This is a genomic window from Enterococcus raffinosus, assembly GCF_019175485.1.
In the GTDB taxonomy this organism is placed as follows: Bacteria; Bacillota; Bacilli; order Lactobacillales; family Enterococcaceae; genus Enterococcus_A; species Enterococcus_A raffinosus.
The window spans coordinates 636,347-657,126 of the sequence record NZ_CP072889.1 but is presented as its reverse complement, the minus strand read 5'-3'; the positions used below and the strand labels follow the sequence as shown (position 1 = coordinate 657,126).

The 20,780-nt window shown below is 38.2% G+C and carries 24 protein-coding genes and 1 pseudogene; 24 read left to right on the top strand and 1 reads right to left on the bottom strand.

The window, feature by feature from the left end:
* Positions 1–3: 3 nt before the first annotated feature.
* Positions 4–621: an AAA family ATPase gene (locus J9537_RS17745; RefSeq protein WP_028020208.1), complete on the bottom strand. Its 618-nt coding sequence runs from the start codon at positions 619–621 to the stop codon at positions 4–6.
* A 39-nt stretch (positions 622–660) separates the two neighbouring features.
* Here J9537_RS17745 and J9537_RS17740 point away from each other — a divergent pair, with 39 nt between their 5' ends.
* The 24 genes and pseudogenes from J9537_RS17740 to J9537_RS17625 all read left to right on the top strand — a co-directional run bounded on the left by J9537_RS17740 (position 661) and on the right by J9537_RS17625 (position 20,759).
* Positions 661–1,353, top strand: a complete 693-nt coding sequence (locus J9537_RS17740) for a MurR/RpiR family transcriptional regulator (RefSeq protein ID WP_028020209.1) — start codon at positions 661–663, stop codon at positions 1,351–1,353.
* A gap of 766 nt (positions 1,354–2,119) precedes the next feature.
* Positions 2,120–2,668, top strand: coding sequence for a DUF2716 domain-containing protein (locus J9537_RS17735; RefSeq protein WP_028020210.1), 549 nt, complete (start codon positions 2,120–2,122; stop codon positions 2,666–2,668).
* Between the two features lie 169 nt (positions 2,669–2,837).
* Complete coding sequence (locus tag J9537_RS17730) at positions 2,838–3,086, top strand: AbrB/MazE/SpoVT family DNA-binding domain-containing protein (protein ID WP_035019385.1); 249 nt, start codon at positions 2,838–2,840, stop codon at positions 3,084–3,086.
* Positions 3,083–3,511 (top strand): type II toxin-antitoxin system death-on-curing family toxin, encoded by a 429-nt coding sequence (locus J9537_RS17725; protein ID WP_028020212.1) that lies wholly within the window; start codon positions 3,083–3,085, stop codon positions 3,509–3,511. Before J9537_RS17730 ends, J9537_RS17725 begins: the two co-directional genes overlap by 4 nt.
* 149 nt (positions 3,512–3,660) lie before the next feature.
* Positions 3,661–4,365: a GntR family transcriptional regulator gene (locus J9537_RS17720; protein WP_028020213.1), complete on the top strand. Its 705-nt coding sequence runs from the start codon at positions 3,661–3,663 to the stop codon at positions 4,363–4,365.
* Positions 4,366–4,521: 156 nt separating this feature from the next.
* Positions 4,522–5,862: a PTS sugar transporter subunit IIC gene (locus J9537_RS17715; protein ID WP_028020214.1), complete on the top strand. Its 1,341-nt coding sequence runs from the start codon at positions 4,522–4,524 to the stop codon at positions 5,860–5,862.
* Between the two features lie 39 nt (positions 5,863–5,901).
* The gene (locus J9537_RS17710) at positions 5,902–7,302 is read left to right on the top strand and encodes a glycoside hydrolase family 1 protein (RefSeq protein ID WP_245001322.1); all 1,401 of its coding nucleotides are present in this window, start codon (positions 5,902–5,904) and stop codon (positions 7,300–7,302) included.
* A 409-nt stretch (positions 7,303–7,711) separates the two neighbouring features.
* Positions 7,712–10,072, top strand: a complete 2,361-nt coding sequence (locus J9537_RS17705; RefSeq protein ID WP_245001321.1) for an RHS repeat-associated core domain-containing protein — start codon at positions 7,712–7,714, stop codon at positions 10,070–10,072.
* Positions 10,073–10,106: 34 nt separating this feature from the next.
* Positions 10,107–10,322 (top strand): hypothetical protein, encoded by a 216-nt coding sequence (locus tag J9537_RS17700; RefSeq protein ID WP_028020216.1) that lies wholly within the window; start codon positions 10,107–10,109, stop codon positions 10,320–10,322.
* Positions 10,315–10,542: a DUF7336 domain-containing protein gene (locus J9537_RS17695; protein ID WP_028020217.1), complete on the top strand. Its 228-nt coding sequence runs from the start codon at positions 10,315–10,317 to the stop codon at positions 10,540–10,542. The genes J9537_RS17700 and J9537_RS17695 overlap by 8 nt, the downstream gene beginning before the upstream one ends.
* Before the next feature lie 625 nt (positions 10,543–11,167).
* Positions 11,168–11,461: a hypothetical protein gene (locus J9537_RS17690; RefSeq protein WP_245001320.1), complete on the top strand. Its 294-nt coding sequence runs from the start codon at positions 11,168–11,170 to the stop codon at positions 11,459–11,461.
* A gap of 138 nt (positions 11,462–11,599) precedes the next feature.
* Positions 11,600–12,253, top strand: coding sequence for a hypothetical protein (locus tag J9537_RS17685; protein ID WP_035019378.1), 654 nt, complete (start codon positions 11,600–11,602; stop codon positions 12,251–12,253).
* A 27-nt stretch (positions 12,254–12,280) separates the two neighbouring features.
* Positions 12,281–12,398: pseudogene (locus J9537_RS17680) on the top strand (IS6 family transposase); the annotation flags it as partial.
* 394 nt (positions 12,399–12,792) lie between these two features.
* Positions 12,793–12,981 carry a hypothetical protein gene (locus J9537_RS17675; protein WP_141741189.1) on the top strand — a complete coding sequence of 63 codons (189 nt, stop codon included), beginning with the start codon at positions 12,793–12,795 and terminating at the stop codon, positions 12,979–12,981.
* Positions 12,982–13,228: 247 nt separating this feature from the next.
* Positions 13,229–13,618 carry a hypothetical protein gene (locus J9537_RS17670; protein WP_028020220.1) on the top strand — a complete coding sequence of 130 codons (390 nt, stop codon included), beginning with the start codon at positions 13,229–13,231 and terminating at the stop codon, positions 13,616–13,618.
* A gap of 128 nt (positions 13,619–13,746) precedes the next feature.
* Positions 13,747–14,154: a hypothetical protein gene (locus J9537_RS17665; protein ID WP_028020221.1), complete on the top strand. Its 408-nt coding sequence runs from the start codon at positions 13,747–13,749 to the stop codon at positions 14,152–14,154.
* Positions 14,155–14,179: 25 nt separating this feature from the next.
* Positions 14,180–14,605 (top strand): hypothetical protein, encoded by a 426-nt coding sequence (locus J9537_RS17660; RefSeq protein WP_028020222.1) that lies wholly within the window; start codon positions 14,180–14,182, stop codon positions 14,603–14,605.
* 173 nt (positions 14,606–14,778) lie between these two features.
* Positions 14,779–14,898, top strand: coding sequence for a lipoprotein (locus J9537_RS17655; RefSeq protein WP_176746278.1), 120 nt, complete (start codon positions 14,779–14,781; stop codon positions 14,896–14,898).
* Between the two features lie 84 nt (positions 14,899–14,982).
* A complete protein-coding gene (locus J9537_RS17650; protein WP_070509019.1) occupies positions 14,983–15,600 on the top strand; it encodes a DUF805 domain-containing protein in 618 nt (205 codons plus the stop codon).
* A gap of 68 nt (positions 15,601–15,668) precedes the next feature.
* Positions 15,669–16,421 carry a hypothetical protein gene (locus tag J9537_RS17645; protein WP_028020223.1) on the top strand — a complete coding sequence of 251 codons (753 nt, stop codon included), beginning with the start codon at positions 15,669–15,671 and terminating at the stop codon, positions 16,419–16,421.
* 239 nt (positions 16,422–16,660) lie between these two features.
* Positions 16,661–17,629: an SIS domain-containing protein gene (locus J9537_RS17640; protein ID WP_028020224.1), complete on the top strand. Its 969-nt coding sequence runs from the start codon at positions 16,661–16,663 to the stop codon at positions 17,627–17,629.
* Positions 17,630–17,640: 11 nt separating this feature from the next.
* The gene (locus J9537_RS17635) at positions 17,641–18,456 is read left to right on the top strand and encodes a fructoselysine 6-kinase (RefSeq protein ID WP_218257373.1); all 816 of its coding nucleotides are present in this window, start codon (positions 17,641–17,643) and stop codon (positions 18,454–18,456) included.
* A gap of 69 nt (positions 18,457–18,525) precedes the next feature.
* Positions 18,526–19,236, top strand: coding sequence for a GntR family transcriptional regulator (locus tag J9537_RS17630; protein ID WP_028020226.1), 711 nt, complete (start codon positions 18,526–18,528; stop codon positions 19,234–19,236).
* Positions 19,237–19,262: 26 nt separating this feature from the next.
* Entirely contained in the window at positions 19,263–20,759 is a 1,497-nt protein-coding gene (locus tag J9537_RS17625; protein WP_028020227.1) for an amidohydrolase family protein, read from the top strand.
* The last annotated feature ends 21 nt before the right edge of the window (positions 20,760–20,780 follow it).

The following is a 20,780-nucleotide window of genomic DNA, read 5'->3' as shown; positions in this document are numbered from 1 at the left end:
CTCCTATACCTGCCAAGGATTAAAGTCAAACGTGCTTGGTACGACATGATTCGGGTCATATTTTTTTATGATTTCTTCATATTGTTCTTTGTAGTCATTCTCTACTTTTGCTTGAGGAATAACTTTACTTGCTTCATGTAAAAAGTGTTCGGAGCCACGTCCCATCTCTTGCCCACGTGTCGTGTGTTTATCAAGGGCAATATCTGGAATTTCAGGGACATATCCCATAGCGAAGCTTTTAATAACAATATTTTTTAGAAGATCTGAGGAACGATCCTTTTCTGAGCCGCATAAATAGCGGATGGCATGGAAGAAAAACATCGCACGGTCTGATTCATTGTATTGGAATTCCTGACGCATCAGATTCAAGTTGTTGATCATCAGTGCCGCCATAGGATTTCCCATACCGATGTCCTCCACACTGATTGCTAATAAGCGTCTCCATAGTTTTTCTTCAAATTGTGGTGAGGTAATATACATCTCGTAGGCAAATTCGCAGGCATCCTTTTCTTTTCCTCGACGAATAGATTTTTGTAATGCGGAGATTACTTCATCGCCGCGTAAGCCGTTTCGGGTAGTCATCTTTGCCCAAGGATCTTGAATAAATTTTTTTTCTGTCATGCTATAATACTCCTAACGAAAGAATTTGAGGTGGACCTAATGGATACAGAAACGCTAATCGATAAATATCAGTTGAATGATTCGGAAGCTGCGGTTTTACGATTTATGGATAAAAATCGTGATTCCCTAAAAAGCCTAGGCATTCGAGAGGTAGCGAAGGCGTCTTATGTTTCAACGGCTACCATCATCAATATGGCGAAAAAAATCGGCTATTCCGGTTATAGTGAGCTGGTCTTTGCCTATGCAAACAAGCAGTCAACAACTAGCTCTCCCAAGAAATTTTCAAACGAAGAACGAGATGAATTTATTCGTCTATTGTCTAAATACCGTGATAAGCGACTCATGATCTTGGGCTCCGGTTTTTCGCAAAATATCGCGAACCATTTCTCTGAGAAGCTAAATCTTTACGGCTTTCGCGCGACAGCTAATAGTCATTTAGAATTTCTTCGAGAACGAGTTGAAAAGGATGTATTGATTATCATCATTTCTAATTCAGGCGATACTTTTCGTTTGGCCGAACTTGCGAAAATGGCAAAGGATCATCAGATTGATCTCATTGCTTTCGTTGGAGAGAAGCAGTCCCGTATTGGGCAGCTAGCAACACTGACCATCAGCACAGGCACCTATGCGCCGCAAGTATTGTCGGAATACCAGCCAAATCTTTTCTTTGGAACCACGTTGAATCAATTCGAGATATTATTAAGCGAAGCGTTAAGGTCTATCTTTGATTAGAAGAACGATGTGGCCACTGTTTCTTCATTTCCTAGTATAAATAGTGCAAGAGGAAATGTAAGTGTTTCCTAAAGGTTATGAACATGTTTAGAAAATTCAAAACCTGTTTACTGTTTTTTATAGATAGGACCTACTATATATAAAATCAATAGGATAGAAGGACTGGACAATTTTTTGTAAATGAATAGGAGAGGAAAAAGGCTGTTAAGATAGTAAGAATAGTGTAATCGTGGTTTTACACCATGAGGGGAAGTAAACGCAGTCAGTGATAGAGATTCGATAAGATAATCAAAATAAAAAACTCCATTATAAGGACTAATTACCAATACATGATTTAGTCAAAATGTAACAATTGAATACATTTTTTAAAGACACAGTCCTGTTAACCATGTTTCGGTCATAGGGCTGTGTCTTTTTCTGCATGTAGCAAAAGAAGGTTGCTACTAGCTATGATTTTAACTGATTCCTTAGCTCTGGTAGAGTCCAATAAAAGAGCAAGAGATTGATTTTGAGTGATTTCAGTTAGTGAACATAAATAAAAAAGGGCTGCCAGCCGCCGAAGCGACTGGCATAATGAAAAAGTTTTAGGTTGAGTACACTATAGCGAGCTTAGCTTAATTGAAACTTAAACAGAAATAACTACTTGAGGAAAAAATTAATTTTGACGGATTTTGTTTAGCTATATAGGTGCGCATGCTAGATTTAAAATTTTAAAATACTGTCTATAGAACTTTAGTCACAACTTAACCTAGAAAAGAGGGCTATTATGAACCATCAAGAGGAATGGGAAATTCTCACAGGTCAAGAACAAAATGAGCTTTGGAAAATCGTCGACCAGCGATTCTCCTTTGAACCAGATTATTCTGCAGAAGATTCTCGCTATACCTTGAAGGAGCCTTACGATCTCTACAGTTGTAAGGGCGTAGTTGCGATAGCTAATTCTGATCCTAAATGGCGAGAAACGATCCAAGATATTTTTTGTACCTGCTTAAAAGACCAAGAATATATGTATGTTTTGGATTGGCAACATACTTGTTACAAGTATTATCCGCAGGTAAAGACGCGGAAAGAGAAGCCAACATTTATTTCGGATGAAAACTATTACGATGGTGGATACTACGCGTATTTTCCAGAGTTCTATCCTGACGGGGATTATTATTTGTTCTTTTCCAAAGATTTCTCTTGGGGATATTTGACAGATCCATGGCGACAACAAATTTTTGTCTATGGCGAACAATTAAGAAGAGAAATTCGGAAGAAAGCCCATTACTTGGGGTTTTCATTGATTGATTCTAGGGAAGAGAAAAGCAGGTAAATCAATAAATTGTTTCCTCGCGAAAGAAACAATGTTCCATTCGATGCAATCATCGCATCTTAAGAAAGTTGAAGTCTTTCTTGAGATGTTTTTTTATGATGCGAATTCAAAAGTAAATACTCTATTATTGTATATATTTACAAAAAGTATTTACAATAATATATACAAAATGGAGGTGAACATTGTGGGAGAAAAGAGCTATAAAATCAGAAGATCAGGTAATAGTGATGTGACCACAATTCCAGCCGAGGTGAAAGAGCGTCTAGGTGTTGAAACTGGTGGCGCAATCAGCTATATCTTTTTAGAAGATGGGACAGTGAAGATCGTAAAGGCAGAAGAGAAGGTTGATATTGATTCGATCGTGGATGCTGTGATGGATCAATATGAAGATGCGATTAAGGATTTAATTGAGCTATGAATTATTTAACGGTACGAGATATTGTTAAAATCAATGCAAAATTAATTACAAAGACATCAAAAGGAGAAATGATTGGTGTCAGAGATGTAGTCGCGCTGGAGAGGACTGTGGAGCAACCGAAGCAGATTGTTTTTGGTGAGGAGCTTTACCCAAGCATTTATGACAAGGCTGCTATCTTGTCGATCAATCTTGCGAAAAGACATCCTTTTCAAAACGCGAATAAACGAACCGCACTTGTAGTGATGATGACATTTTTCATGATGAATGGGTACAAAACGACTTTTAGCAGGGAAGAGACTGTATCACTGCTTCTTACGATTACGACGAGTTCTGTCGAGTTTGATCAATTAAAAGCAAACGTTGCTGGCTATCTAAAGGATTCTGGGAAAGTTATAAAACAATCAAGTGTTACACCAGCCTCATAAACTAGTTAAACAGCTTATGAGGCTGTTTTTGATATAGAGGCAGTGGTATTAGTTATAGTCCGCATTTTGTTTATTTGTATAGGAGGTTTACATTTTATGTGTAATCTATTACTATATAAGTATATACAAATTTCAGGAGGCCTGTGAATATGCCTAAGTATAAAGAGATTGCCATTGCTCTAAAGAAAAAAATCGTGGAAGGCGAGTTTAAAGAAGGCGAGCTGCTGCCAGATCAAGAAACGCTAGCGAAGATGTATCAAACCAGTCGGGTAACTGTTCGAAAAGCGATCCAGCTGCTGATCGATGAAGGGTTGCTGTATACGAGACGAGGATCAGGGACCTATGTCCGAACGAATATCAAACAGAACAATAAAGATGTTACTCAAATTAATAGCGTGTTTGGGACTTCTCTTCAGGAGGGTGAAGAGGTCACAAGTAAAATTATTCGTTTCGAAGTGCGCTTTCCCACAGCCTATGAATCAGAATCCTTGAAAATAAAGCATACAGATCCTGTCTATGATATTAAACGTGTCAGATATGTAAAGGATGAAGCGAAGAGTATCGAGACTTCTGTCATGCCTTTGAAGTATGTAAGAGACTTGGATGAAGAAATTTTAATGGGCTCTATCTATAATTATATTAGAGATGAATTGGGCTTTGTTATTAGCGCGGCGCAGCGTGTGATCATTGCTTCGAAGGCGAATGAACTAGACAGTGCAGAGTTCAATATCGAAGTAGGAGAACCAATACTTGAAACGAATCAGGTCGTGTTTTTTGATGACGGAACGCCCTTTGATTTATCTAAGACACGATACCCCTATACATCAGGGAAAATAGTCGCGGATATAAACTAAGAATCCAGAGGAATGTACTTATGTATTAGGTACATTCTTTTTTATTTTTAAAAATTAGTATACACAAATTTAAATAAGTGTTTACAAAAACGTTTACAGGTGGTATTATTCAGATAAAGTTAGCGCGTAGCTTTAAATAAATTTGGAGGGAAACGAATGAATGAGGATAAAAAGCAAAAAAGAGAAGCTTTGATGGGGAAATTTGTTTTGACAGCGCAGAAAATTGGAGACCAAGTTTATTTGAGAACTTTACGCGATTCCTTTGCTACGATCATGCCATTATTCATTTTGGCCGGGATTGCCATTTTAATTAATTCTGTTGTGTTGGACCCGACTGGTTGGTTCAAAGGCTTGATCAATGCAGATACGATGGCGACAGCGCAAAATTGGGGAAACATCGTTACGAATGCTACATTGAATATTACAGGGATCATCTTGGTGATCGCGATCGGCTATTTCTTAGCGAAAAATCGAGACTACGAGAATCCAATCGGTGTCATTATCGCGGTTGTTCCAGCATTTTTGACATTACTGCCAATCATGATCGAGACTACGCCGATAGATTCCGAGACCGCTGTGAAGATTAATGGCGTCATTAGTTACGGTAATATTGGCTCAAAGGGTGTCTTTGCCGCCATCATCACTGGATTATTAGCAACGGAACTGTATATTCGCCTGACGCAATCGAAAAAATTAAAAATCAATTTAGGGGACAATGTTCCACCAGCAGTCGGAAAATCATTTAATACGATGATTCCATTGATCATTGTTGTGTCACTTTTTGCCTTTGCTTCGTTTTTGATTCAGTTGACCGGTAATGATTTTATGTCAATCATTGAACGATTTATTCAAGAACCATTGCGTGGTGTAGGGACCTCTTTATTTGGTTACTTGTTCCTAGTTTGTCTTGGAAACCTGCTGTTTTCTTTTGGTATCCATCAATCGGTGGTTACAGGACCGATTCTAGATCCATTGCTGATGGTGAATATGAATGAAAATATGGACGCGGCAGCTGCGGGACAACACGCGCCACACATTATCAATTCAGCCTTTCACCAAGTTTATGGCGCTTTAATGGGCGGGACCGGTTCAACGATTGCCCTGGTAATAGCGATCCTACTATTTAGCCGGTATCGAGCATACAAGGATTTGTCGAAATTAGCTTTAGGGCCCAATCTTTTCAATATCAATGAACCTGTGATCTTTGGGTTGCCGATCGTGTTTAACTTACCGATGATCATTCCCTTTGTTTTATCACCCATTGTTGGAACCGTTATCGGATATCTGGCGACTGCTGCCGGATTGGTCAATCCGTGTGTGGTCACGATACCGTGGACGACGCCACCATTTATCAGCGGCTTTTTAGCAACAGCCGGGGATTGGCGGGCGATTCTTGTTCAAGCAGTCATCATCGTGGCCTTGATCTTCTTCTATTTGCCTTTCCTGAAGATCAGTGAACGAGTGGCTCGTGCAAGCGCGGAGACTTCAGCTTCCTAGGTTCTTTAATAAGAAAAGAAACCGAGGAGAACAGAGAGAATGATTCAAGATGGGAATGAGAGAATGGTAGAAAAGAAATTTTACTGGGGCGACTCTTCATCAAGTATGCAGACAGAAGGTGCTTGGAATGAAAGGGGAAAAGGGCCCTCAGTGTATGATATACGCGAGGCGGGTGAGCAGACATCCGACTGGAAGCACGGGATTGATCGGTATCATCGCTACGAAGAGGACCTTGATTTAATGAAGGAAATGGGAATGAACTTCTATCGTTTCCAAACCTCTTGGTCACGGATCAATCCGATGGGAGACGGGACCTTCAATGAGGAAGGATTATTGTTTTATGATCGATACATCGACGCGATGTTGGCACGGGGGATCGAACCAATGCTGTGCTTATACCACTTCGACATGCCGCTGCACTTAGCGCAGAACTATGAAGGCTTCATGAGTAAACATGTCGTAGAGGCGTTTGTTGAATATGGGAAAAAAGTGATAGATCGATATAAAGACAAAGTGAAGTATTGGGTCACCTTTAATGAACAAAACTTATACGCCACTCCGTTAGCACTATTGTATGGAGGTACTTTAACTACAGAAGATACCGCCGAAAATATTCATCAAATTGCTCATAATGTGATGGTCGCTCATGCTAGGCTTGCAAATTACATCCATGAGACGACAGATGGTGAAATCGGAGGAATGTTAGCCTATTCGAATATCTATCCAGCGACCAATGATCCCAAAGATATTCTAGTCGCAAGGGAATGGGACGAGTTTATCAATCAAAATCTATTAGACGCTTTTTGTGGACGTGGCTATTCTAGACAGGTAAGGACTTTCGAGAAGCAACGAATGAACCTAGAAATCTCAGAAGAAGAACTCGCAGAAATAGAAAAAGTCACTAGCGATTACTTAGCCTTCAGTTACTATTGCACAGGATCGATCAGTCATAAAAACATCCCGTCAGATGCAGCACCCAATTATTATTTATCATTTGGAGAAGTTGAAAACCCATTTGTTTCAAATAATGAGTGGCAGCTGAGCATTGATCCTCTTGGATTTAGAGACATCATAAATAGGATGTACCAAAAATACCATGTACCGATTTTTCCAGTCGAAAATGGTATAGGGACGAAGGAAGAATGGGATGGCAGAACTCAAATTCAGGATGACTATCGAATTTACTACCATGAGACCCACATCCAAGCGATGAAGGATGCGATGGCTATCGATGGCTGTGAAGTGTTAGGCTATCTCGGGTGGGGATTAATTGACTTGCCAAGCTCTAAAGGCGATATGGAAAAACGATACGGCATGGTCTATGTAAACCGAGGCAACCATGATTTACGCGATATGAGACGTGTCCCTAAAAAAAGCTTCTATTGGTTCAAGGGATTTTTGGAAAAGGAACAGGAAGCGATTGGTCAGAGAAAAATGTAATTGTTGATCGACCTAGCTATTTCATAGAAAATGGCAGCTGATTTGACGAAAAAAATCAGAATGTTCGTAAGCAAACAAAATTGGCGAGTATTGCCTACTAATATTACTTAGAAAGGAATGGAGCACACAAGCTGCTGATTGTTCTGACTAAAGTTCAATCGTCTTAACGGATGATTGGGCTTTTTTGTTGTATAGGAGTTCTTTACCAGAAAATTTGAAAGGTAAAAAAGCTCTTTGCATACAAGAAACACTACCGCTTAGGGTTTTTTTATAACCGTTTAAGATATTTTGGAATCGTTTTTTAATAATAAATTCTATTTTGTTTCTAAATATGATATTTTTATATTGGTTAATAATAATTATTGTAATTTTTTTTGTTTTTAACAATGCTGTACAAAATAAACTGTTTTTGAAAAATGATGCCGACAATTTCGTTTCTGAAGAAGTGATCACACAAGAAGGCAAGACAGTCGTGCAAAAATATGAGTATGACAGCCTTGGTCAAGTAACTCAGATGACCGTTTGTGATAAGAATAAGAAAAAGGAACTGGCAAGCTATGCCTATTCCTATGATTTAGCCGGGAATAAATTAACCAGTACAGAAACGATTAACGGAAAAGAACAGACCACCGGCTTCACCTATGATGATAACAATCGTCTGTTAAGTATGAAAAATGACGATCAAACCATTAAGTACGAATACGATAAGAACGGCAATCGAGTGAAGCAAAGTGGAACCGATGAAGTGCTGGATTATATCTATGACACAGGAAATCGCCTGCTTGCAGTAAAAGACAATAAGGGCTTACTAATGGCAGCCCTCTATGACGGCGATGACAATCGCGTATTTACCGCCAGTCGAACAGAAGATACGACCGCGTACCAACTCTTTAAACGTCAAGAGAAAAAAGGCAAAGGAGCTTCTAAATCTACTTCGACGACTAGAAGCGGTCAAGATAGTCGGAAATCACCAAAAACTAGTCCAAATGGAGAGGAAAACTCCCTTTTCTGGTATGGTTTTACTGAAAATGTGATTCAAGGGCTATCAAGTCTGCCAGAAACCGTCGGAAATCTGTGGATGAACGTTTTCGATACTGTTTCACGTGCTTATCACCAGAAGATCGCGAAAGACCGCGCGAACGAAGAAGGGATCGTCGTGAATCCACCAAGCCTAGGCAATCGACCAGGTGAAGGGGAAGTAACCTATTCTTCTGAAGTGAACGAAGTCTTGATCCCCTACACGACGCGAGAAGATACGTATAACTACTATGAAGTACGAAACTACGTCAATGACGTCAATCAGGAAAATACGCAAGTCCTTCAAACTTATGATGACGAAATGAAGTCTCGAGAAACTTACACGTACGGAAACGAACGACTCAGCTACACGAACGAGAAAACAAAAGACGAGTACCAATACCTGACCGATGCACGAGGCAGCGTGACAGGGATGATGAAAGACGGCGAACTCGACAGCTCAAATAGCTATTCAGTCTTTGGAACACCAGAAGAAGTGGACGAAACAGGCAATCCATTCGGATATACAGGTGAAGCCCAAGACGTCACAGGGTATAATTATCTAAGAGCACGCTACTACGATAGTCAAAGCGGCACCTTCCTAACTCAAGACAGCTATGAGGGTGAAGAAGACAATCCGTTGAGTCAAAATGGGTATACCTATGTGGAGAATAACCCGATCAATTATTCCGATCCGACAGGGCATAAGAAGAGTATGTTCTCAGGAGCAATAAACGCTATGAAAAAAGTAGCGAATAGTTTCAAACAAGTTGCTAATAGTATCTATAACGGTGCTAGAATAGCTGCGAGCACTAGTATTTATAACGGTGCTAGAATAGCTGCTAACACTATATATAATGTTAGACAAGCTACCAGTTCAATTTATAATGGTGCTAAAATAGTTGCGAATACTATGTCTAAGGTCACCCAAACTGCAAATTCAATTTATAAGGGGGCTTCGATTGCTGGTGCTTCTGCGATTGCAAGGCAAATGGCTGTTCAAACAGCATTTGTTGGTATTGCTTATAAAAAAGCGACTGGAAATAAAGGATCAAAAAAGATCAAAGAAGCGGAAAATCTGGTGAAGAATTGGAATAAGGCCATGAAGGAAACATTGGCAAAATTCTGTACAACTGCACCAAAAGCCAAGAAAAATAAATCGGTTAGGGAACAACAAGAAGAGAACCTAAAGAAAGCTTTTGGGGAGCCAAAAAATGGAAAATATTATGTTCCGTCTGTGACCGGCTCAGGGCAAGGGCGATGGCTTAGCATTGAAGATGCATATAGAATGGTAGAAAATGGAAGAAAAACGAATTGGACGGGGGTTGGTGTAAGCGTTACTGTACTAGCAGTATTATTGTTTGGTCCAGGAGCTTTGGCTTCAATGGAAATAGGAACAGGTGGTACTGTAATTATAGGCTCCGGAGGTACAGCAACAGTTGTACAAGGATTGACAGAAAAAGAAATAATCACGAGTTTAGTAGCAAGTGGTGCGATTAGTACAGGTATTGCAAAAGCTCTCATGTCTTTGAGTGGAAACTCGAGTGATGAATACAAAACACCGAAAAAGATAAACGGAAAACCAAAGAACAACATTCCTGATAGATTCAGAGGGGAACGGCCAAAGAAGGGAGAATCAGGAAAACAAGCAGCAAAACGAATTTTACAAGAACGGGGAGAGTATGATCCTAAAGATACTGGTCCTGGAAGTGATTTCAATAAGTTGAAGAAATATTTTGATACTCATTTTTAAAAATTAGAAATAAAAAGGGAGGGATTAATTTCACATGAATATTTCCTTGTTAGAGTATTATGAAGAAATAGATCACGGGAATTTTGAAACGGAGAAATATAATCTTATAGGGGTATATTTGACAGAAAGAGAAGCTAAAGAGGCCAAGGAACAAATAATTAAAGAGAAGCGAATCAATGAGGAATTTCTTTTTGTGAGTACCACACGAATAGGCAAGATTCAATGGGAAGGAGGCTTTGTGAGTGTCTAAACCCAGGATTATTTTTGCATTATACCACATATATGATCGAACTTTTGATAATGTTGATTGGCGAGAATTCAAAAGGATAGGTATATTTAGTACAAAAAAGCAGTGTGAAGATGTAATTGAAACAATGAAAGATTCTGTTGGTTTTAGAGATTATCCAGTAACCTGTTTTAAAATATTTGAATATGAGGTGGGCAAAACTTATTGGAGAGATGAATTTTAATTTTCGGAAATTAAGATGCTAAAATTGAAATTCAAAGAGATTTTCTAATATTAGTTTATTGATAGTTCAGAGTTTAATCTTGGTATCAGAGATTGAACTCTGAAGTTTATATGTAGTAATTCCAATAAGAAATACAAGCAGCAAAACGAGTTCTTCAAGAATGAGTAATATAAAACTCTAAAGATATTGGTTCTGGAAGTGATTTCAATAAGTTGAAGGAGTATTTTGATACTCATTTTGAATGATTTATTAATATAAGGATTAGCTTGTAAATAAAAAATCAAAGTTAAAATTGAATAAAAATTTACTTAAGTGGAAGGTATGACAGATAGAAACACCGATAATCGCTGGTTTCAAATTACGCCCAAAAACTAAGTTCAATCCTCACCAGAAGGTAATGCAAGGAACTGTTGTTGTTAGACCTGGGAGCAAAGAACTAAAAGGAGTTTCAGGTCACCCTCATTAGAAATTCAACAAAAAGAAGTCCTGAAAAAATAAGGTATAAATTAAGGAGCAAAATAATGGAAGAATTAACAGGATATAATTTGCCAGATGGTGATTACTGGGTAAAAAAATACAACAGGATGAGAATGGAATCCTGATAGTATTAGAGAGCAAACAGTTTTTGGTGACAATTCTTTTTGGAGGTTTTGTTTACGCCTTGTTATGTTCAGATGAATCTGGACTTCAAAAAAGAAATCATCAATGGCTCGATAAATTTGCAGGAGTTAGTTTGATAGATGTGGCGTTTTTCAAACTATCAAATTCAGAGTTTATTGACTTCATTAAAAATCAAACTTTTGGTTTTTATGAGGATTTCGACTTCAAGCACTTTGTAGCATGGACTGAAGACGATTCTGTTGAGGTAATTGCTCATTATGAATCAGAAATAGAAATTCAGGAAAAGAAATTGAAATAGATGTTTTTCCAAGTTGTGCAACAAAGTTTGTTTATGCTAAAAGTCAAACTACCGAATAGAAGTTGATTCATTATAAAATTTCTTCTGATGGAAGTTTAGAAAGGGCCATCAATCAATGAGTATAGAAAGGAACCTATAATGAAGATGGGCAACGAATCAGAGATTAACATTCAGGATGGGAAGATCCCTGAATTAGAAAAAATGGATTTTTCATCAAGCAGTTTTGATAATGAGCTTTATAAATTATTTTTCGATTCAACAGATTATCATGAATTAGTGGTTGAAGCGACAAGGCTTAAAAAAGTTGCTGTATTAGATGTATTTAATGAAACTATGCAGATAGGAGACTCGAGACTTAGTCTATTGTCAAATGAATACTTCAGACTAAGTCAAGAAAATAAGTATTTATCTTTTTTTGAGAGAGTATTTGAAATAAATGATAACGAAGCTTATATAGATTTGGGAGGTGAAGATGACAAGAGTAAGATAACTAAAATAATGGATAGACAATGCGAGAGATTAGATAAGATAGATAGACTAATTTATGTGAATCAAATCGATGTCTTAAATAATGGTGATAATTATATATATAAGATTGGAAATATAAATCTTTTAAAACTATTTATCAAAGGTTTTCTTCGAGAAAAAATATGGAACAGTTTATACTTTAACTCACATCCTATGATTTTACTCTCCAATTATGACCTGAGCCTCCCAATCATTATTGATAACAATAAAGATAAACAGCTTTATGAAAAAATTGCAAATGAGAACAATCTATTTTTTAGATAATTTAGGGGTTTCAATTTTAAATGTTAGGGAAATAGCTTTCAGTATACGTATACAGAAAGCGACAACGATTAAAGGAATTGAAGTTGTTTCTGCGCTATACAAAGAAAGTCGAAGAGAAATCAGTCTCTTCGACTTTTGGGCTTAGAGCATGAGAAGAATTTTTTCTAAAAATTATGGTCTGGTGTGCAGAAGATAGTCAATAAGTATATTGTAAAATCGGTTGTAAAATATACGAATAAGAAAAAACTGGATTGTTAATAAGGTTAATAGCGCGTTTAACACGGTATCTCGAGTTGCGGGCAATTTATGGAGCGGAGCTAAAAAATTTGTAAATAATGTTTATAGTAGTGCTAAAAATTTCTTTTCTGGCGAAAGCAACGGACGATCAACCTATGGTCCTCCATATTATGGAAGTGGAGCAAACATGATTGCTATAGGGGCACCGAATAGCTACAGCAATATGACTCATGCTCAATATATGCCTTAGGAAAGGGGATTTTAATTTTATGAGAATTAGTTGTTTTGAAGAAGGAACTATCTTGGATGAAATTGAGATAGATTTCTATGTTCCAATGAGTTTAGAATTTCCAATAAACGATAGTAGGAAAGAAGAATTATTCTACTTTAGATTTATCAATAGAAAATCATCATTTATAGAAATAAAGGTAAATTCTAAAACCAAGAAAATTATCGGTGTTACTGTTATTTCAATAAGGATAGAGTTATAACTAAAGAAGCTAACTTTGACATACTTAGAGGGAAGGCCAGTATATATTTTAAACTTAATGAAGAAAAGTTATCTACAGTTATAAAGATGTCAAAGCATTTGTCATTATTAATAAACGGAGATAATAAAATTATAGGATTGAAGTTTTCTGGTTTTTCAAAGGAAGAATGGTTAGAATTAAATGATAATATCAAGAATTCCATAAACACTCATTTGTCTATTGATAAAAAGAAATAGAGGCAAATATTATGAATAAAGGAGAAGTTTGTAAAGAAATTTCAAAAATTAATAACTATTTAGAAAAATGTCTGTGGATGGATTTTGAGTTTGCGCTGATGAATTATAACAATATTGTTGCTGCGGGAAGAATAGATACTTCTCTCAATGATTTTGCTATAAATATCGATTTTGGCAGGCCATTTTATATATCTACCTTGTTATCATGGCAGTTAGATGATTCAAAACCCTTCATAGAACTTGTTACTGGTGATGAGAAGTGGACTATTATTGACAAATATCAGGTAGAACGGGGAAACTATATTTTTAAAATCAATGCAGAAGGTTTTGAGACCGCACCAATATTGATTGCAAGTCAAAGCATAAAATGTGAAATAGTGAACAAGTATCCATTTGAATAGAAATTACCTGAGAGTAAGACAGGAAACTATTATAAATCGAGCCAATTTCATAATTGTTAGCCCTTGCTATATCAATGGTTGGTCCTGTGCCAATAAAATCAGGCATTAGAATGGAAAGGAATTCTAATATGGAAAACTGGAAGGATACGTTCATTAATCAAGTTCCAAAAGATATTTACACAGTCGAAATAAGCAGTGGTGAGCAAGACGGTTTAAATATTTTGTTAAATGGAGAAAAAAATGGACACATAGTTAAGATCGATTTTGGAGCATTATCATCTTACAGAGTTATTGATGAGGGATTTCTGTTATGGGGAAATCTTGTTATCCCAGAAGAAATTGTAAAGAAATACAAAAAGGAGAATTATCCCAGTACAATATATGAAATTGAGAATGGGAGTTACTCAAAATTCATTAACGACATCAGTAATGGTTTGTTTGATATCTATGAGATGAAACAATATAACATCATTACTTTAAATTATGTGATTGAAATAGCGAGCAGATTTGATCCAGACATCCATGTTTTGAAATAAAAAAGTATTAAAAGGAGTTAAAAATTTGAATAAGAATAAAATCATTTCCATCGGTTTCGTTTCACTTGCCGCACTTTTGGGCGTATCACTGACCTTTTTTGGAAATTCTATATTTGTCATTGGAATTTTCAGTTTAGTGCTGTATGTCTATCACTCTTTTTTAATCGCTCCAAAAAATAGAAAATTTATGAATATAAAACAGGCCCTCCAACACTCGGATATTTCGAATGAAGAGCTGTCTGAGATGACAACTATTGATCCTGAAAAAATCAATTCATTACGGGTAAACAATGAATTTAGTGAGCAGGAGATTGAAAGTTTAGCTGTGGCGTTAGAGGTGAAAGAAGATAGATCTGCGCAAAGGAATGGCAAAAGGGCCCTTATGATCGTGGTTGTTATAATCGCGATAGTTTGTCTTGTTTACTTTCTATTTGGCGATAATACTCCCTGAAATAATTTTTTGATTTAAATAGAGAAGCAAATCAGAGTTTGGTTTCAAGATAAGAAATTGAACTCTGATTCTTTATATAAGCAGCTCTACTAATTGCAAGCGATGATGATTTTTATTGAGTACTTTTTTTCTGATTAGGTTGAAGAGAATGAAAATTCCTGGGAGGTTTATGAATGAAGAAATCCGTATTCCTTTTATTAGTGTTGTTTGCTACTTTAAGTGGCTGTTCAGCGAAGGAGGAATCCCCTCCATCAATAATCACTCATGTCGATCAAAGCAACAGTTACATTTAGTATTAACGACGACAGACTATATATTGACATGACCAAAGAGCCTGATCAAACTTCCGTCGTCAAAACATCAAAGGAGTTAATATAGTGATAAAGATTAAAAAGCGTGCAAGTTGTGTAAGTTTTTCGACAGCGATTAAGGATTTTTTTGTTGGTTATTTTGATTTTAAATGTCGAACAACGCGGGCGGGATATTGGTGGGTTATGGTGGGGTATCTTATTTTATCCCTGTTATTCATTCCTGTTGGTGTGTATCAATTCGTGAGTATGATCGATATGATCCTTCGAAACGTAGATGAGGAGCAAGTTATTCTATATGTTACGAACAATATAATGACGATGATGCTTGTTGCACTAGTAATTTACTTCCTAGTCTTTTTTGTCCCGAGTTTGGCGTTGCTCACAAGACGCTGTCGGGATGTTGGATTAAAGGGTCGAGGCTTTTTCATATTATGGATCGTTTCATTAGTATCAGGTTTATTGGCTGCGATGGATTTTCTTCTTAATATAGCTCTTGTTTATTTTTCTTATCGATCTGGAGCGGATATTATTTTTGTCTATCTAAATTACGCGATCGGGCTATTCTTTTTTATTTTAACGTTGCTCCCTACGGATGCATTAACTGTTAATAGCAATCATTCGATCGTGAGATTTTTCTTTAGACCAAAGCATGCGCATGAGAAAGATCAATCGTTTTCTAACTAAAGGTTTCTTTTTTTTAATGAATTTAGTGCTAGAATTGAGCCAGAGGCTTTTATATTGGGGGAATTATAATGAAAATAAATAGCTTTCTCGCCTTTGGACTCTGTTCAGTGTTTTTATTGTCCGGTTGTAGCTCAACGGCGGATAAGGATAAGAGCGCTTCGGAAAGTTCTGTTGAAATCAAGGTAACGGCGACATCCGATAGCACGTCTTCTACTTCAAAAACGCGAGCTGCTCGCTCTTCTGAGACAGAAGAGGTGCAAAGTACTGAACAAACGAATCCTGTTAACAATAAAAGAGTTCAATTGAGCGATGCGCAAAAAAATCAAATCAATCAGGCTTTTCTTGAATGGGCAGGACAACGTGCAGCGATAGGAAATATGGCGGTGAGTGATTGGTTCTTTGATCACGGGGCAGCTGGACACGGTGACTGGTATGCGAATACCCCTGATGGGCAGGTTCAAGTTCAAAACAATAATATGCCTGGACAAAGCGCTTTTCCTATCCATGCGATTGGAGGCTGCATTTTTTACACGGCAAAGGATGGCGGCGTCGGCAAGCAAGAATTATTTGCGGATTCTTTCGCGGTGAACTACTCTGTAAAAATGGATTTCACTCTTCCCGTCAGCAAGTATTTATTGGGGGATAACGGTGTAGTCTATGAATTGAAGACAGGTAATGGCACACCAGTAAGTACGAATACAGGCTTTGGCGAGTATGACGATGACGGAAGGCAAGGAACGTATACGCCAGATGTAGATTTTCAAATCTCAGAAGATCATGCGGCACAAGAAAAGCTGCAGGAGTTGCTTCGAATTAATTGATTGAAGTCGAAGCTTCTTTGGAAGAGCTACCTGTTGTAATGGATAGGTAAAAAGCGAAACGATCAGCTAGATGATTAAAAAAGGTTGTTCATTTTGGGTGACGATTGCCCAATAGAGCAATCTTTTTTTGTTTTTAGAAAACGTTTTTAAAAACTTGTTGACTTTTTGTTTGAGAGAATCTAAAATGAGGTTCATAGATATAACGTCATATAACGTTATATGAAAAAGGAGGAATTTTGGTGGACGTAAAAAAAGTTGTAAATGAGATCATCGAGAAGAATGGGGGAGAATTATCGGGTATTTATTTCGTAGCTTGTGGTGGTTCGCTGGTTGATATGTATGTTGCGGACTATTTCATGAAATCTGAAGCTTCGAAGGCAGTTACAGGTCTTTATACTGCAAATGAGTTTGTACAAGTTGTGCCTAAGCGATTAGATGAAAAATCTGTCGTAATTCTTTGCTCACATGGTGGAAACACAGGAGAAACGGTAAAAGCAGGAGAGGTTGCACAAAAAAGAGGAGCACACACGATTGGTCTCACGCATAATAAGAAGGCGGAGCTATTGAAGGTTTCTGATTACAGCTTCCTATATGAATGGGGCGGTGATGCACAGGTTCAAAACAATCCGATGGCGATTATCTTGGATTTGACAGTCTCATTGCTTCATGGGACTGAGGGCTATGAGGCGTTTGAAAAATTTCGTGAAGGAATGACGATCATTGATACGGTAGTGGATAATGCGAAGCAACAGGTTCAGGATCGGGTGAAGGTTTTTGCGGATAAGTACCAAGAAGAAAAAATGTATTACATTTTAGGCAGCGGACCTAGCTATGGCCATGCCTATGGTTTTTCGATTTGTTCATTGATGGAGATGCAGTGGCTGGATTCGACCTCGGTCCATTCGGGAGAATTTTTCCATGGTCCGTTTGAAGTAACTGACAAGGATACAATGTTCATTTTATTAATGAGCCAAGGACGTACGCGTGTGCTAGATGAGCGAGCAAAAGTTTTTCTAGATAAATATGCGGAAAAAGTTGAAATTGTTGATGCAAAAGAATTAGGATTAGATTTAATCCCAGATGAAGTTTCCGAGTTCTTCAATCCAATTCTGTTTTACAGCGTATTGTCAGAATATCGTTCTGCATTGGCTGATAATCGGAATCACGATTTAGATGTTCGACGTTATATGGGAAAAGTTGATTACTAGGAGGAAGCAGCATGAATGTTTTAGGTTTAGGAGATAATGTTGTTGATAAATATGTAAACCTTAAAATCATGTATCCTGGTGGAAATGCGTTGAATTTTGCTGTCTTTGCCAAAAAGCTTGGCCAAGACAGCAGCTTCATGGGTGTTTTCGGATCGGATGCAGAAGGAAAGCACGTATTATCTGCGATTGAAGATTTAGGTATCGAACATAGTCACTCCCGCTTTGAGTCAGGTGAAAATGGCTGTGCCCGTGTAGAGATAAAAGAGGGCGATCGAATATTTTTAGGGAGTAATGAAGGCGGTGTCACGCGTGAATATCCAATCCAGCTGACACAAGCGGATCGTAGTTATTTAGAGCAGTTTGCCTTGATTCACATGGGGTTATATAGTCATGTCAATCATTTATTGGAAGAATTAATCGATCTACCAGGGAAAGTCTCCTATGATTTCTCGGATGATTTTTCTGAGGAGGAGATCCTGCGAGCGATTGATAAAGTGAATTTTGGGTTCTTTTCAGTGAGTCATTTGTCAGAAGATGAGACGAAGGCCTTCTTGAAAAAATATTTTTCTCCTAGCAATGAGGTATTGATCGCCACTAGAGGAGACAAAGCAGCCATTGGCTATGATGGTCAGCATTATTATGAGGTGACTCCTGTTTTGAAAGAGCCGGTAGATACGATGGCAGCTGGGGATTCCTTCCTAACGGCCTTCCAGATCCATTACTTAAGCGGTGAGGATATTGCTTCTGCGATGAAAAAGGGTAATGAATTTGCGGGAGAATCTTGCATGGTGGAAGGCTCTTTCGGCTATGGTGTTTCTTACGAGTAGCTTGTTTTATCAAAGGGCATTTGATACTCTAACAAAAGAGAGATAATCCAAAGAAGTGAGGATCAATGTATGTTAGATGCAGAAGCACAGGTGCCTTTATATAAGCAATTAGAGGAAATCATAAAAAATAAAATAAGTAGCGGAGAGTACAAGGAAAATGAGAAAATTCCGCCAGAGCCGGAATTGACAGAAGTCTATTCTGTCAGCAGGATCACTGTTCGCAAGGCCATTCAAGAACTGGTGAAAGAGGGCTATTTGATCAAAAAGCAGGGAAAGGGAACCTTTGTCAATCAACACAAGGTCTTCCGAAAAATCGAATATGTAATTGGCTTCAGTGAAAGCTGCCGCGCGAATGGATTCACCCCGAGCAATCAGCTCTTAGAACGAAAGATTATTCCCGCGACTGCCGAACTGGCTAAGAAACTCCAGATCAATGTTGGTGATGACGTCATCTATACAAAACGGAAGCGTATGGCTGATGGCACGCCCATCCTATTGGAGAATAATTACTTTGATAAGCAGCGTTTTGAGTCATTGTTGACAGCTGATTTGACAGGATCACTGTATCAGTTATTGGCTGAAGAGGATATTTTGGCGATCAATCCGGGTGAAACGATCCTTGAGCTGGCAATCGCAGATGATCAATTAGCTAAGGTTATGGAGGTAGGGATTGGTACGCCCTTCTTTTATGTGAACACGTTGATCAATGACCAAAATCATCAGCCTATCCATGTTGGCCATCAGTATTATTTAGGCGAAGTGTATAAATTCAGCTTGTAGGCTCTCCGTAATTAGGAGTGAAAAAATTGCGTAAAATTCTCCGTTCCAACGCCATTTTCGATGGTGAAAATCCTCCTTTTAAAGGCTATGTTGCTTTTAAGGGTGAGACGATTGAAGAAGTACAGAGCGGCTGGGATTATCAGCATCTAGTAGATGGAGAGACTACCGTTCTAAAGTATGATAATTCTTTTGTGCTGCCGGGCTTGCACGATAACCATGTGTTTTTTAGTGGATATTTAAGTATGCATGCAGGAGTAAATTTAGAAAAGACAAGCTCTGAAAATGAAGCACTGCAGATGCTTCAAAATGAGCTTGATAAAAAACAAGGACAGCCTGCTTATGCCTATGGCTGGACACCGCAGGATTGGGGAACACTGCCAAGTCAAGAAACATTGGATCGTCTGAACTATGCAGGACCGATAACTGCTATCGCGAAGGATCGGTCCTATTGCTGGATGAATCAGAAGGCGAAAGATCGTTACGGCTTTCAAGAGACTGAAACGAGTGCGGAAAGTCGTTTCCGCTTAATCAAAGAAATGTTGGCGAATCAGGCGTTGATCCAAGCAGTGTACCGTGAATTCGAAGAGCTGCTGCTTTCGAGAGGAGTCGTCTCAATCAAGGAAATCGTCTTTGATACTGCTGATTTTTTAAATAACATAAGTTATAGAAAGCTGATGACGACCTTCTACCTTCAATCAGTGGAAGAGCCGATCTCGACCGCTTTAGTTCAAAGCTATCAAACCGAGCATTTTCCAGAGAAGGTTCGCTTTGGAGGAGTCAAGATGATGGTGGATGGTGTCGTCGCAGATGAAACAGGGGACATCACTGGGTCCTATGCCTCGGGGAAGAAGGGCCCAACAATTGATTATCCAGCATTAGCAAATGAAGTAAAAAAATGGAATGAACGATCAGTTCCTTGTTGTTTGACCACAGAAGGGGATCGCGCAGGAGTCGAAGCCGCGAAAATACTTAACCAATTTGGGAAGCGCTTACCGAAAGGCGTGTATAACTCAATCAGTGATTTAGAGATGATCACAGCAGATATGACTAAAGAAATGTCTGAAGGAAACATCGCTGCGGAAATCTATCCTCAAATTTTAGGATTGAACCCTTCTTATCAGGAGGCTTATATGCCAGAGGTTCTTCTTGGTGAGGACGAAGCTTTTTTCAATTATCGGCTTTTGCATGAGGCGGACATTCTACTGACTAGCGGAACAGATTTGCCGTTATTCATTACGAATCTGCCAGAATCCATTCTTCGCGCCTGCTTCCGTCGTTTTCCAACAGGAGCTGAAACGTGGAAAAAGGAAAATGGCGTGTCAGCGCTAGAAATATTAAAAAGCTTTACGAAAAATGGGTTTGTAGCAAACGGTCTATTAGACTATGGTGTTCTGCAAGCAGGGAAATCGGCCACATTTGCTATTTTTGACCAAGACCTTACGACTGAGGATTTTAATGAGGTTGCGGCAGCCGAAACAATCATGACCTGCATTGATGGTGAGATTGTGTATAAAAAAGACTAATTTGTGGCATAACGTTATGAT